The organism is Nocardia sp. NPDC050697, from assembly GCF_040654395.1.
Lineage (GTDB): Bacteria > Actinomycetota > Actinomycetes > Mycobacteriales > Mycobacteriaceae > Nocardia.
Map to the genome: position 1 here is coordinate 231,392 of NZ_JBFAHY010000003.1, position 15,364 is coordinate 246,755.

The 15,364-nt window shown below is 74.7% G+C and carries 1 protein-coding gene; it reads right to left on the minus strand.

Going from position 1 to position 15,364, the window contains the following annotated elements:
• Nucleotides 1–74: 74 nt before the first annotated feature.
• Nucleotides 75–15,305 (minus strand): amino acid adenylation domain-containing protein, encoded by a 15,231-nt coding sequence (locus AB0H71_RS12775; protein ID WP_357018950.1) that lies wholly within the window; start codon nt 15,303–15,305, stop codon nt 75–77.
• Nucleotides 15,306–15,364 lie beyond the last annotated feature (59 nt).

The window sequence follows — 15,364 nt, forward strand, 5'->3', positions numbered from 1 at the left end:
TATCGTCGGCACGGCAGCCTTGTTGCACCCGAGATGCCGGGGCGCCGGTCTCGGGGGCAGGGCCGCGCCGCACTCTATCGGGAAGTACCGGCCGTCCGCTCGGCACCGTCCCCACCGAGCAGCCCGGTCAGCACCGGACCCAGCTGGACCAGCGCCTCCGGCTCCATCATGCGCAGGTGGGTGGAGTCGATCGAGTGCTCGGCCACCGGGCCGTCGGTGTAGCGCCGCCAGCCCGCCGCGCCCGCGTGCGGCTCGGCGCCGGGGTCGAGCCGGGTGACGCCGACGAAATCGATCCGGCCGTCGAAAACCGCGGGCCGGTACCGGGTGACGTGCTCCACCGCGCGCACCGCGCCCCGGTAGATCCGGCGGATCCGGTCCGCGGTGAGCACCGCCAGGTCGGCGGGGACCGACTCCAGCAACACCGCAAGCGCCTCCTCGCTCAGCTCGCCGAGGCTGCCCGCCTCCGGCAGCGCATCCGGAGCGATCCCCACCTCGGCGAAGGCGGTGCGCACTTCGTGGCGGAAATCGTCCAGGTCGATCCCGGGGACGCCGTCGAGCACGGCCAGCAGCTCCACCTCGGCGCCCTGCTCGCGCAACCGCACCGCGATCGCGTGCGCCAGCACCCCGCCGAGCGACCAGCCGAGCAGCCGGTACGGCCCCTCCGGCCGGGCCGCGCGGATCTCGGCCACGTACCTGGTGACGATGTCGGCCACCGAGAGCGGCCGCCAATCGTCCTCGGAGAGCGCGGGCGACTGGATGCCGATGATCGGCTGGTCGGCGGGGAGGAACCGGGCGAGCCCGGCGTAGGCCCAGGCCAGCCCGGACATGGGGTGCACGCAGAAGAGCGGCGGCCTGCTCCCGGTCGCCCGGATGGGCAGCAGCACGCCCATGGCGGCGTCGGCGTCGCCCTCGGTGGCGAGCGCCTCGGCGGCCCGCGCCGCCACCCCGGCCACGGTGGCGTCGCTGAAGAACACCGCGACCCGCAGCTCGGCGCCGCCGAGTTCGCGGATCCGGTTCACCACCCTGGTCGCCAGCAGCGAGGTGCCGCCGAGCTCGAAGAAGTCGTCGTCGGCGCCGACCCGGTCCACCCCGAGCACCTCGGCGAAGGCACCGGCCACCAGCTCCTCGCTGAGCGTGGCGGGGGCGCGGTACTCGCGCGGCGCGAAGACCGGCTCCGGCAGCGCCGCGCGGTCCAGCTTGCCCGCCGGGGTGAGCGGAACGCCGTCCAGCACGGTGATGGCGGACGGCACCATGTAGCCGGGCAGCCGGGCGGCGACGTGCCTGGTCAGCTCGGTGGTGTCGATATCGCGGCCCACCACGTACGCCGCGAGCCTGCCGTCGCGCCCCACGGTCACCGCGAAATCCACCGACTCGTGCGCGGCCAGCGCGGCGTCGATCTCGCCCAGCTCGATGCGGAAACCGCGCACCTTCACCTGGAAGTCGGAGCGGCCCACGTACTCGACCTCGCCGGTGCGGGTCCAGCGCACCACGTCGCCGGTGCGGTACATCCGGCCGCCGGGCTGGTACGGGTCGGCGACGAACCGCGCGGCGGTCAGCCCCGGCCTGGCGTGGTAGCCCCTGGCCAGCTGGATCCCGGACAGGTACAGCTCGCCCGCGGTGCCGACCGGCACCGGCCGCAGCCCGGCGTCCAGGATGAGCGCCCGCGTGCCGCGCACCGGGCCGCCGATCGTCACCGGCGCGCCCGGCGCCATGGCCGCGGTGATATTCGTCGCGACGGTGGCCTCGGTCGGACCGTAGGCATTGTGGAAGGCCCGCCCCGGCGCCGCCCACTTGCTCACCAGCTCCGGCGGGCAGGCCTCGCCGCCGACGATCAGCACCCGCAGGGACTCCAGCCCGGCCGGGTCGAAGGTGGCCAGCGCCGCCGGGGTCACGAAGGCGTGCGTCACCTGCTCGCGCCCGATCAGCTCGGCGAGTTCCGTACCGCCGTACAGGTCGGCGGGTGCCACCACGAGGGCGCCGCCGCGCGCGACCGCGAGCATCAGCTCCAGGACCGAGGCGTCGAAGCTGGGTGAGGCGAAATGCAGGGCGCGGGTGTGCGCGTCGAGGTCGAAGCACTCGGCCTCGGCCGCCGCGAAGTTGGCGAGCCCGCGCTGCGCCACCACCACGCCCTTCGGCACGCCGGTGGAGCCCGACGTGTAGATGACGTACGCGGGGTGGTCCGGGTGCAGCGGCCGGAGCCGGTCCGCGTCGGTGATCGGCGCGGCGTCGTACCCGGCGGCGTCGAGCTCGTCCAGCACCAGCCAGCGGGCCGAGTCCGGGAGCCCGCCGGCCACGCTGCGCACGGTGAGCCCGAGCGCGGCGCCGGAGTCGGTGACCATGTGCGCGATCCGCTCGGCCGGGTAGGTCGGGTCGACCGGCACGAAGGCGGCGCCGGTCTTGGCCACCGCCCAGAGCGCGAGCACCGAGTCGGCGGAGCGCGGCACGGCGAGCGCCACCCGGTCCTCCGGGCCCGCGCCCGCGGCGATGAGCAGCCGGGCCAGGCGGTTCGAGCGCGCGTCTAGCTCGGCGTAGCTCGTGGTCTCGCCCCGGTACACCACCGCGGGCGCGGCGGGGTCGACCGCGGCGGCGGCGAGCAGCTCCGGCAGCGGCCGCGGCACCACGGCCGCCGCACCCCACCTGGCGGTCAGCTCCGCGTGCTCGCGCGGGGCGAGCACCTCGACCGCGCCGACCGGCGCCGCGGGATCGGCGGCCACCGCGGCCAGCACCCGGACGAAGCGCTCGGCGAATCCGGCGGCGGTCTCCGGGTCGAAGAGGTCGGTGGCGTACTCCAGCATCCCCGCGATGCCGCCGGGCTCGCCGCGGGAGTCGCGCACCTCGCTGAGCGTCCACTGCAGGTCGAATTTGGCGACGGCGGTATCGGACTCGACCCCGGCGATGCGCAGCCCGGGCAGCTCGAACTCGGTGGCGGGCAGGTTGGCCAGCGAGAGCACCACCTGGAAGAGCGGGTGCCTGGCCTGCGAGCGCACCGGGTCGAGCAGCTCGACCAGCCGCTCGAAGGGGATGTCGGCGTGCGCGAAGGCGGCCAGATCCACCTCCCTGACCCGCCCGAGCAGCTCGGTGAAGGGCTCGGCGGGCTCGATGCCGGTGCGCAGCACCAGCGAGTTCACGAACATGCCGACCAGGTCGTCCAGCTCGGGCTCGCCGCGGCCCGCGATGGGGGTGCCGACGGCGATGTCGTCGCCGCCGGAGAGCCGGGCGAGCAGCACCGCGAGCGCCGCGTGCACCAGCATGAAGAGCGTGACATTGTGCTCGGCGGCGAGCACGCGCAGCGCCCGGTGCAGCTCGGGGTCGACGAAGAAGGTCTCCCTGGCCCCCGCGAAGCTCGCGGTGCCCGGCCGGTGCCGGTCGGCGGGGAGCGCGAGCTCGTCCGGGAGCCCGGCGAGCGCGGAGCGCCAGAAGCCGGCCTGGGCGGCGAGCACGCTCTCCGCGTCGTCCTCGGCGCCGAGCACGCGGCGCTGCCAGAGCGTGTAGTCGGCGTACTGCACCGGCAGCGGCGTCCACGCCGGGGTCGCCCCGGCCGCCCTCGCGCTGTAGGCGACCATGAGATCCCTGGTCAGCGGCCCGACCGACCAGCCGTCGGCGGCGATGTGGTGTGCGACGAAGACCAGCACGTGCTCGTCGGTGCCGACGATCCGGAAGAGCTCGACCCGCACCGGCACCTCGGTGGTGACGTCGAAGCCCTCGGTGAGCACCGCTTCCACGCAGGGCAGCAGGTCGTCGACGGTGACCAGCTCCGCGGAGAGGCCGTCGAACGCCTCGCGCACCGAGACCACCTCCTGCACCGGCCCGTCGTCGGTGCGCGGGTACCGCGTGCGCAGCACCTCGTGCCTGCCGACCAGGTCGGCAACGGCCTGCTCCAGCGCGGGCACGTCGAGCGCGCCGGTGAGCCGGACCGCGATCGGGATGTTGTAGACCGCCGAGCCGGGGTCGTACTGGTTCAGGAACCACATGCGCTGCTGCGCCAGCGAGAGCGGCAGCCGCTCCGGCCGCTCCACCGCGACCAGCGGCGGCCGCGCGCCGGAGCCGGCGTGCTGCTCGGCCCGCGCGGCCAGCGCGGCCACGCTGCCCGCCTCGAAGATGGCGCGCACCGGGACGGTCGCGTCCAGCGCGGCGCCGATCCTGGCCACCACCTGGGTGGCGAGCAGCGAGTTGCCGCCGAGCGCGAAGAAGTCGTCGTCCGCGCCGACCCGCTCCATGCCGAGCACCTCGGCGAAGACCCCGGCCACGATCTCCTCGATCGGGGTGGCGGGGGCGCGGAAGCCGCGGGAGCGGAACTCCGGCACCGGCAGCGCCTTGCGGTCCAGCTTGCCGGAGGTGTTCAGCGGGAACTCGGGCAGCACGGTGACCACCGCGGGCACCATGTACCCGGGCAGCGCCGCGGTGACGCCGGCCCGCACCGCGTCGGGGTCGAGTTCGGCGCCGGGCGCCGGCATCACGTACCCGGCCAGGAACTCGCCGGTGGCGCCCGCCGCCACCAGCACCGCCGCCTGCGCGACGCCGGCCACGCCGAGCAGCGCCGTCTCGATCTCGCCCAGCTCGATGCGCTGGCCGCGGAACTTGACCTGGAAGTCGACCCGGCCGCCGTAGACGAGCACGCCGTCGGCCCGCCAGGACACCACGTCACCGGTGCGGTAGAGGCGGGATCCGGGCGGGCCGAACGGGTCGGCCACGAAGCGATCCGAGGTGAGGTCGGGGCGCCGGACGTAGCCGCGCGCCAGTTGTACCCCGCCCAGGTACAGCTCGCCGGAGACTCCGGCCGGAACCGGCCGCAACCGCGAATCCAGCACGTAGACGGTGCAGTTCCACTCCGGGGTACCGATCGGCACCACGGCGGTGTCGGCGGCGGTGACCTCGTGGTACGTCACCGAGACCGCGGCCTCGGTGGGGCCGTACACATTGTGCACGGCGGCGTCGGAGACCTTGGCCAGCGCGCTCACCGTCTCCGGCGGCAGCGCCTCGCCGATCACGAAGACGTCGCGCAGCGTCGCGAGCTCCGCGCGGGCGGCGTACTGCGCGAAGACATTCAGCATGGAGGGCACGAAATCGGTGCGGGTCACCCGGTGCGCGCGCACCAGCTCGGCGATCTGCCTCGGGTCGCGCTGGGCGCCGTCGGCGGCCAGCACCAGCCGGGCGCCGCGGGCGGGCGGCAGGAAGTACCCCCAGATCGAGACGTCGAAGGTGGAGGCGGTCTTCTGCAGGTAGACGTCGTCCGGCCCGAAGCCGTAGTACTCGGCCATCCAGGCGATCTGGTTGGCGACCGCCCGGTGCGTGATGGTCACGCCCTTGGGGCGGCCGGTGGAGCCGGAGGTGAAGAGGATGTAGGCCGGGTTGTCCGGCGCGGGCACCGGCAGCGGGCCGTCGAAGCCCGGCTCGCCGTCCAGCTCCTGCACCACCAGCGGCGACTCGACCTGGAGCGGGAACCCGGTGCCGGCGGAGATGAGCACCACGGCGGGGCGGGCGGTATCCAGGATGTGGCCGATCCGCTCGGCCGGGTGGCCGGGGTCGATGGGCACGAAGGCGCCGCCCGCGCGCAGCACCGCGTACATCCCGATCACCAGCTCGACCCCGCGCGGCAGCGCCAGCGCCACCGGCACCTCCGGCCCGACCCCGCGCGCCACGAGCACCCGGGCCAGCCGCTCGACCCGCGCGGAGAGCTCCGCGTAGGTCAGCCGCGCGTCCGCGGCGACCAGCGCGACGGCGTCCGGCGTGGCCCGCACCTGCTCCTCGAAGCCCTGGTGCAGCAGCTCCCAGCGCACCGGGTGCGCGGTCGAGTTCCACTCGCGCAGCAGCCGTTCGGATTCGGCGGTGCCGGTGAGCGGGATGTCGCCGACGATCGCGGCGGGGTCGCCGACGATCGCGCGCAGCACCCGGCCCAGCCGGGCCACGAACTCGGCCGCGGTCGCCCGGTCGAAGAGGTCGGTGGCGTAGGTGAGGCCGCCGACGATGCCGGTGGGCACGCCGTCGGCGCCGTAGTTGTCGCCGACGATGAGGTGCAGGTCGAACTGCGAGAGCGCGGTGTCGATCTCCACCCCGGAGAGGCTCAGCCCGGGCAGCTCCAGCTCGGCGGCGGCGAAGTTCTGGAACGAGAGCCCGACCTGGAACAGCGGGTGCCTGCCCGGCGAGCGGGCCGGGTTCAGCACCTCGACCAGCCGCTCGAAGGGCACGTCGGCGTGCGCGAAGGCCTGGATGTCGGTGGCGCGCTGCCGGGTGAGCAGCTCGGTGAAGCGCTCGTGCGGGGCGATCCGGGAGCGCAGCACCAGGGTGTTCACGAACATGCCGATGAGGTCGTCCAGCCCGGGCTCGGCGCGGCCCGCGATCGGGGTGCCGATCACCACGTCGTCGGTGGCGGCGAGCCGGGCCAGCAGCACCACGAGCGCGGTGTGCACCACCATGAAGAGGGTGGCGCCCTGCTCGCGGGCCAGGTCGGCGAGGGCGGCGTGGGTCTCGGCGTCGATCTCGACCGGGACGATGCCGCCGGCGTAGGAGCGCACCGCCGGGCGCGGGCGGTCGGTGGGCAGCTCCAGCTGGTCCGGCAGCCCGGCGAGGGTGCGGGTCCAGTGCGCGAGCTGCTCGGCGGCGAGCGATTCCGGGTCGTCCTCGGCGCCGAGCAGGTCGCGCTGCCAGATGCTGTAGTCGGCGTACTGCACCGGCAGCGGCGCCCAGCCGGGCGCCTCCCCGCTGGTCCGGGCGGCGTAGGCGATCATGAGGTCGCGGGTGAGCGGCGCCACCGAGGCGCCGTCGCCGGAGACGTGGTGGATCGCCATGGCGAGCACGAAGTCGTCCGGGGCGAGCTCGAAGAGCACCACCCGCAGCGGGACCTCGGCGGTGACGTCGAAGGCGGTGGTGACGAGTTCGGCGAGGGCGCCGGGGATTGCGCCGGGGGTGAGCGGGCGGATGCGCAGCTTCGGCGCCGCCTGCTCCGGCGCCAGGATGACCTGGGCCGGGCCCTCGGGGGTCTCCGGGTAGACGGTGCGCAGGATCTCGTGCCGCTCCACCACATCCGCGATGGCCGCGCGCAGGGCGGCGGTGTCCAGCGCGCCGCGCAGCCGGACCGCGACCGGGATGGTGTAGGCGGCCGAGCCGCTGTCGAAGCGGTTCAGGAACCACATGCGCTGCTGCGCGGGCGAGAGCGGGATGTGCGCGGGGCGCGGCCCGGCGGTGAGCGGCGGCCGGGCGCCGCCGCCCGCGGCCTGCTCGGCGCGGGCCGCCAGCCCGCCGACGGTGGCGATCTCGAAGAGCACCCGGACCGGGAGGTGCGCGTTCAGCGCCGCCCCGATCCGGGCCACGACCTGGGTGGCGAGCAGCGAGTTGCCGCCGAGGCCGAAGAAGTCGTCGTCCAGGCCGATCCGCCGCTCGGTGCCGAGCACCTCGGCGAAGACCCCGGCCACGATCTGCTCCACCGGGGTGACCGGGGCGCGGAAGGCCGCCTTCTCGAAGACCGGCTCCGGCAGGGCTTTCCGATCCAGCTTGCCGCTGGGGTTCAGCGGCATGGCGTCCAGCGGGACCAGCGCGGCGGGCACCATGTAGCCGGGCAGCCGGGTGCCGAGGTGCTCGCGCAGCGCCGCCGGGTCGGCCGCGGCGGGGACCACGTAGCCGACGAGGCGGTCACCGGTGTGCGGGTCGGTGTGCAGCACCACGACGGCCTGGGTGACCTCCGGGTGCGCGGTGAGCGCGGCCTCGATCTCCTGAAGCTCGATGCGCAGGCCGCGCAGCTTCACCTGGAAGTCGGTGCGGCCCAGGTAGGTCAGGGCGGCGTCGGGGCCGCGGCGCACCAGGTCGCCGGTGCGGTACATGCGGCCGCCGGCCGGGCCGAAGGGGTCGGCGACGAAGCGGTCGGCCGTGAGGTCGGGGCGGCCCGCGTAGCCGCGCACCACCTGCGCGCCCGCCAGGTACAGCTCCCCCGCCACCCCCGCGGGCACCGGGTGCAGCCTGGCGTCGAGCACGTAGGCGGCGGCGTTCCAGACCGGCGCGCCGATCGGCACCGCGCCCGGCACCTCGGCCGGGACCGGGGTGTGCGTGGCGTGCACGGTGAACTCGGTGGGGCCGTACAGGTTGTGGAGCGCCGCCGGGGTGAGCCGGCGGACCGCGTCGACGACGGCGCCGGTCAGCGCCTCGCCCGCGAGCAGCAGCGCCCGCAGCGAGGTGAGCGTCGCCGGGTCGGCGCTCGCGGCGAAGACGCTCAGCATGGACGGCACGAAGGAGGTCATGGTGACGCGCTGCTCGGCGATCACCTCGGCCAGGTAGCGGGGGTCGCGGTGGCCGTCCGGGCTCGCGACCACCATCCGGCCGCCGACGCTGAGCGGGCCGAACAGCTCCCACACCGAGACGTCGAAGGTGGCCGGGGTCTTGAAGAGCACCACGTCGTCCGGGCCGATGCCGTACTCGGCGGTGATCCAGCAGATCTGGTTCACCGCGGCGGCGTGCGGCACCGCGACGCCCTTGGGGCGGCCGGTGGAGCCGGAGGTGAAGATGACGTACGCCGGGTTGTGCGGGCGCAGCGGGGCACGGCGGTCGGCGTCGGTGAGCGGGGTGTCCGGGTAGCCGGAGAGGTCGGCGGCGCCGAGGTCGAGCGCGGGGTGCGCGCCCGCGTCGAAGCCGTCGGCGGTGAGGACCAGGACCGGGGCGGCGGTGTCCAGAATGTGGGCGATGCGGTCGGCGGGCTGGTCCGGGTCGAGCGGGACGTAGCCGCCACCGGCCGCGAGCACCGCGTACGCGGCGACCACGAGCCGCACCGAGCGCCGCAGCCCGAGCGCGACCAGCGTCTCCGGGCCGACGCCCGACTCGGCGAGGCGGCGGGCCAGGCGGTGCACCTGCGCGCCGAACTCGGCGTAGGTGAGGGTGCCGCCGTCCGGGTCGACCAGTGCGATGGCGTCGGGGGTGCGGCTGGCCTGCTCGGTGAAGAGCTCGGGGAGCAGCGGGGCCGGGCCCAGGTCGTGCGGCTCCGCGGTGTGCGGCAGGTTCGCCACCTCGGTGGCGGAGAGCAACGGGATATCGCCGACCGGCGCGGCCGAATCGGCGGCGATGCCGGTGAGCAGCCGGACGTAGCGCTCGGCGAAACCGGCGACGGTCGCCGTGTCGAAGAGGTCGCGGGCGTAGGAGAACTCGGCGGCGATGCCGTGCTCGCCCGTCTCGCGCAGCGCCAGCATGAGGTCGAACTTGGCGGTGTCGATGGCGAAGTCGACCGCCTCCGCCCGCAGCTCGGGCAGCTCCAGGCTGGTGGCGGGCAGGTTCTGCAGCGAGATCATCACCTGGAAGAGCGGGTGCCTGGCGGTGGAGCGCTCGGGGTCGAGGATCTCGACCAGCCGCTCGAAGGGGATGTCGGCGTGCGCGAAGGCCGCCAGGTCGTGGTCCCTGGTCTGCGCGAGCAGGGTGTCGAAGCCCGCGCCGGGGGTGATCTCGGTGCGCAGGACGAGGGTGTTGACGAACATGCCGATGACGTCGTCCAGCTCGGCCTCGCCGCGCCCGGCGACCGGGGTGCCGACCACGATGTCGGTGCTGTTCGAGAGCCGGGCGAGCAGCGCCGCGAGCGCGGCGTGCAGCACCATGAACAGGGTGGTGTTGTGCGCGCGGGCCAGCTCGGTGAGCGCGGTGTGCAGGGCGGGGTCGATCACGAACCCGTGCTGCCCGCCCGCGAAGGACTGGGTGGCCGGGCGCGGGCGGTCGGCGGGGAGCGCGAGCTCGGCGGGGAGCCCGGCGAGCCGGTCGCGCCAGTACGCCGCCTGGGCGGCGAGCAGGCTCTCCGGGTCGTCCTCGGACCCGAGGACCGCGCGCTGCCACAGGCTGAAGTCGGCGTACTGCACCGGCAGCGGCGTCCAGGCGGGCGGCTGCCCGGCCGCGCGGGCCGCGTAGGCGAGCATGATGTCGCGGGTCAGCGGGCCCATGGACCAGCCGTCGGCGCTGATGTGGTGCGCCACGAAGGCCAGCACGTACGCGCCGGGGCCCTGCTCCAGCAGGGCCGCGCGGAAGGGCGGGTCGACGGTCACGTCGAAGCCGGCGCCGAGCACCGCGGCGAGCTGCTCGTCCAGGCGCTCGGCGGGGATCGGGGCCAGCGCCGGGACGACCCGGTCGACCGGGAGCACCACCTGGTGCGGGATGCCGTCGGCATCGGCCGGGTAGACGGTGCGCAGCGTCTCGTGCCTGGCCACCACATCGGCCACGGCGCGGGCCAGGGCGGCGGTGTCCAGGGTGCCGGTGAGCCGGACCGCGACCGGCAGGTTGTTGACCGCCGACTCCGGGTCGAGGCGGTTCAGGAACCACATGCGCTGCTGCGCGAGCGAGAGCGGCACCCGCGGCGGGCGCACCCCCGCGACCAGCGGAAGCCGTTCGCTCGCGGCGGCACTCGGCAGCGCCGCGGCGAGCCCGGCGACCGTGCTCCGCTCGAACACCGTGCGCACCGGCACCCTGGCGCCGGTCAGCGCACCCAGCCGGGCCGCGACCCTGGTCGCGACGAGCGAGTTGCCGCCCAGCTCGAAGAAGTCGTCGTCCGCGCCGGCCCGCTCGAGCCCGAGCACCTCGGCGAAGACCGACGCCACCGCCCGCTCGGCCTCGGTGGCCGGCTCGCGGTAGGCGCGCGCCGCCGCCTCCGGCACCGGAAGGGCGCGGCGGTCCAGCTTGCCGCTGGGGTTGAGCGGGAAGGAATCCAGCACCACCAGCGCCGAGGGGACCATGTACGACGGCACGCCCGCGCGCACATGCGCGAGCAACTCCGCCTCCGCGAACTCCGCCGCGGGGACCACGTACCCCACCAGCCGGTCCCCCGTGCCACCGCGCACCAGCTGCACCGCGGCCCGCTGCACCGCGGGGTGCGCGAGCAGCACGCTCTCGATCTCCCCCAGCTCGACGCGCTGGCCGCGCAGCTTCACCTGGAAGTCACTGCGGCCCAGGTACTCCAGCGCCAAGCGCCGACCGGCGGGTACCCAGCGCACCACGTCACCGGTCCGGTACAGCCGTGTCCCGTCCGGCCCCGCGACGAAGCGCTCGGCGGTCAGCGCGGGCGCGGCCGCGTACCCGCGGGCCAGCTGCACGCCGGAGACGTACAGCTCACCGGCCGCCCCGACCGGAACCGGTACCAGCTGCCGATCCAGCACCGCCACAACGGTATTGGCGACCGGCGCCCCGATCGGCACACTCGTCCCCCCGCGCGCCTCGGCGGCGGGGAAGGCGCTCACCACGGTCGCCTCGGCGGGGCCGTACCAGTTGTCCACCCGGACCCCCGGCAGCAGCGCGGCGGCGCGCGCCGCCGTCTCCCGCGAGAGCGCCTCACCGGCGGCGAAGACGAAGCGCAGCGCGGGCAGCGCCACCTCGGGCACCGCGTCCAGGAATGCCTCCAGCATGGACGGCACGAAGTGCACCGCCGTCACCGCCCGCTCGGCCAGCACCCGCGCCAGGTACGCCGGATCCCGATGCCCCTCCGGCTCCGCCACCACGATCGCCGCGCCGGTCTGCAGCGGCCAGAACAGCTCCCACGTCGAGATATCGAAGGTGACCGGCGTCTTGAACAGCACCACATCGCCCGGCCCGTGCGGGTACTCCCGCTGCGCCCACCGGAACTGGTTCGCCATCTGCCGGTGGGTGATCACCACACCCTTCGGCCGCCCGGTGGACCCGGAGGTGTAGATCACGTACGCGACATTGCCCGGCCGCGGGGCGACACCCGTAAAAGCCTGTCCAACAATATCTTCGACCGCCACAACGGGGACATCCGCCGCCGTGGCGAAGCCGTCCCGCGCGGTGGTCAGCACCAGCGCGGGCCCGGCGCTGCCGAGCACGTACTCGCTGCGCTCGACCGGGTGGTCCGGATCGATCGGCACGTACCCGGCGCCGGTGCGCAGCACGGCGTAGACCGCCACCACCAGCTGCACCGAGCGCCGCATGGCCACCGCGACCAGCGACTCCGGGCCGACGCCGCGCCCGGCCAGGTACCCGGCCAGCGCGCGGGCGCGGGTGTCGAGTTCCCGGTAGGTCAGCGTCTCCCCGTCCGCGAGCACGGCGGCGGCGTCCGGCGTGCGGGCCACCTGCGCGTCGAAGAGCGAGAGGAGCGTGGCCTCGTCCGCGAATTCCGGTGCGGCGGTGTCGTTCACGCGCGCCAGCACCGCGCGCTCGGCGTCGGTGAGCACGTCGATCTCGGCGACCCGCGCGCCCGGCTCGGCCACGAACCGGGCCAGCAGCGCGGTGAAGCGGTCGGCGAGCACCCGCACCTGCTCGTCGTCGAAGACCTCGCGCAGGTACTTGATCTGTAGCTGCCACTGCCGGTCCGGCACCACCATGACGGTGAGCGGGTAGTGCGAGCCGTTCACCCCGGTCGCGCCGGTGATGGTCATGCCGTCGAGTGCGTCGGCGGCCGCGGTGAGCGCGGCGGCGTCCACCGGGAAGGACTCGAAGACCAGCAGCGAGTCGAAGAGGTCGGGCACCCCGGCCGCCGCCTGGATCTCGCTCAACCCCACGTAGTGGTGCTCGAGCAACCCGGCCTGCTCGGCCTGCAGGGCACGGAGCACCTCGGTCAGCGTGCTGTCCGCGCCGAGCCGCACCCGCACCGGAATGGCGTTCAGGAACAGCCCGACCATGGACTCCACGCCGGGCAGCTGCGGCGGACGGCCGGAGACCGTGGCGCCGAAGACCACGTCGTCACGGTCCACCGAGCGGGCGACGAGCAGCCCCCACGCCGCCTGCACCACGGTGTTCACCGTGACCCCGACCTCGCTCGCCAGCAGGGCCAGCCCGGCGGTCTGCTCGGCGCTCAGCGCGAAGCCGAGCTCGCCGATGCCCTCGGCCAGCTCGCGGCCGCGGCGGGCGGGGGCGAGCGGCGTCGGCTCGTCGAAGCCGGCCAGCGCCGTGCGCCAGGCATCGATGGACTCGCCCTGGTCGCGGTGCGCCAGCCAGGCCAGGTACGCCCGGTACGAGCGCACCGGCGGCAGCGCGGCGGCGGCGCCGAGCGCGTAGACGCCGAGCAGGTCGCGCATGAGCAGCGGCATGGACCAGCCGTCGATCAGGATGTGGTGCGCGGTCACCAGCAGCCGCCAGGCATCCGGCGCGGTGCGGACGAGCGCGAAGCGGAGCAGCGGCGGGCGGCGCATGTCGAAGCGCTCGGCCAGGTCGGCGGCGAGCAGGCGATCGGTCTCCAGCGCGGCGGTGTCGGCGTCCAGGTGCGCGAGATCGACGCTCCGCCAGGGCAGCTCGACCCGGTCCATGACCACCTGCACCGGGTTGCCCGCCGCGTCCTCGGCGAAGGCGACCCGCAGGTTGTCGTGGCGCTCCAGCACGGCGGCGGCCGCGCCGCGCAGCCGCTGGGCATCCACCCGGCCACCCAGGTCGATCACGAACTGGGTCATGTACGCGTCGATCGAGGTCTCGGCGAGCAGCGCGTGGAAGAGCATGCCGGACTGCAGCGGGGTCAGCGGCCAGACCTCGGCCAGCGCGGGGTACCGCTGCGCCAGCCGCTCCCGCTCGGCCTCCGGCACCGGCGCGAGCGCCGGCTCCGCCTCGGCCGCCTCCGGCTCGGCGGTGTGCGCCCGCCCGGCCAGCGCCTCCAGCGTCCGGCTCTCGAAGACCTCGCGCGGGGTGAAGACGACGCCGCGGGCACGGGCCCGCGACACCACCTGGATGGCGGTGATGCTGTCGCCGCCGAGCGCGAAGAAGTCGTCGTCCAGCCCGACCTGCTCGGTGCCGAGCACCTCGGCCAGCACCTCGGCGATGGCGAGCTGCACCGGGGTCTCCGGCGCGCGGTAGGTCTTGTGGTCGAGCACCGGCTCGGGCAGCGCGCGGCGGTCCAGCTTGCCGACCGGGGTGAGCGGGATGGTGTCGAGCACCATGATCGCGGTCGGCACCATGTGCGCCGGGAGCCGCGCCTCGGCCAGCTCGGTGAGCGCGGCGGTGTCGACCGCGGCGCCGCCGGCGGCGTGCACGTAGGAGACGAGAATCGTGGCGCCGCTGTCGAGTTCGTGGCCGACAGTGACCGCGAAGTCGAGATCCTCGTGCGCGGCGAGCACCGCGTCGATCTCGCCGAGCTCGATCCGGAAGCCGCGGATCTTCACCTGGAAGTCGTTGCGGCCCAAATACTCGATCTCACCCGTTGGCAGCCTGCGCACCAGGTCACCGGTGCGGTAGAGCCGGGAGCCGTTCTCCTCGAACGGATTCGCCACGAAGCGCGCGGCGGTGAGCGCGGAGCGCGCGTGGTAGCCGCGGGCCAGCTGCGCGCCGGTGATGTAGAGCTCGCCGACCACGCCGTCCGGCACCGGGCCGAGCCGCTCGTCCAGCACGAACTCGCTGATATTGCGGATCGGCCTGCCGATCGTCACCGGCTCGCCGGGCACCAGCGGGTCGCTGATATTGGTCATGATGGTGGTCTCGGTGGGGCCGTAGCCGTTGTAGAACTCGCGGCCACCGAAGGCCCAGCGCCGCACCAGCTCCGGCGGGCACGCCTCACCGCCGGCGACCACGACGCGCAGCTCGTCCAGGCCGGTGGGGTCCAGCGAGGCGAGCACGGCCGGGGTGATGAAGGCGTGGGTGGCGCGCTCCCGGCGCAGCAGCCGGGCCAGCTCGTCGCCGCCGAAGATCGCCGGGTCGACCACGACCAGCGCGGCCGCGCCGCCCAGCGCGAGCAGCAGCTCCAGCACCGAGGCGTCGAACGAGGGCGAGGCGAAATGCAGTGCGCGGGAATCGCTGTCGACCCGGTACCGGTCGCGCTGCTCGTCGCAGAAGCTCTTCAGCCCGGCCTGGGTGACGACGACGCCCTTGGGCAGCCCGGTCGAGCCGGAGGTGTAGATGACGTAGGCGGCGTCGTCCGGGCGCAGCGCCCGGCGCCGGTCCAGTGTGGTGACCCGCTCCGGCGACCACGCCTCCAGATCCAGGTCGGCGTCGATGGCGATCCAGTCGACGGCTTCGGGCAGCTCGGCGCGGACCGCGCCCACCGCGAGCCCGAGCACCGCGCCGGAATCGCGCACCATGTAGGCCACCCGCTCCCGCGGGTAGCGGGGATCCACCGGGACGAACCCGGCCCCGGTCTTGGCCACCGCCCACACCGCGAGCACCGACTCCAGCGAGCGCGGAATGCCGACCGCCACCAGATCACCCGGCCCCACCCCGCGCTCCAGCAACAGCCGGGCGAGCCGGTTGGAGCGCTCGTCCAGCTCGGCGTAGCCGAGGCTGCCGTAGGTCTCGTCCGCGCCGGCGAACACCACCGCGGTGCCGTCCGGATTCGCCTCCACCGCCGAGGTCATCAGCTGGGGCAGCGAGACGAGGCGCGACCTGCGGGTGCGCGCAGCCCTCGGCCGGGCGGCACTGGTCATTCCCAGCTCACCCCGACAGCCCCGTCTCCCCGTCGTCGCCCACCAGCCAGCACGTCACA

Excerpts from the sequence above, each read along its gene's own strand:
- AB0H71_RS12775 (WP_357018950.1), bottom strand. The coding sequence starts at position 15,305 with ATGACCAGTGCCGCCCGGCCGAGGGCTGCGCGCACCCGCAGGTCGCGC.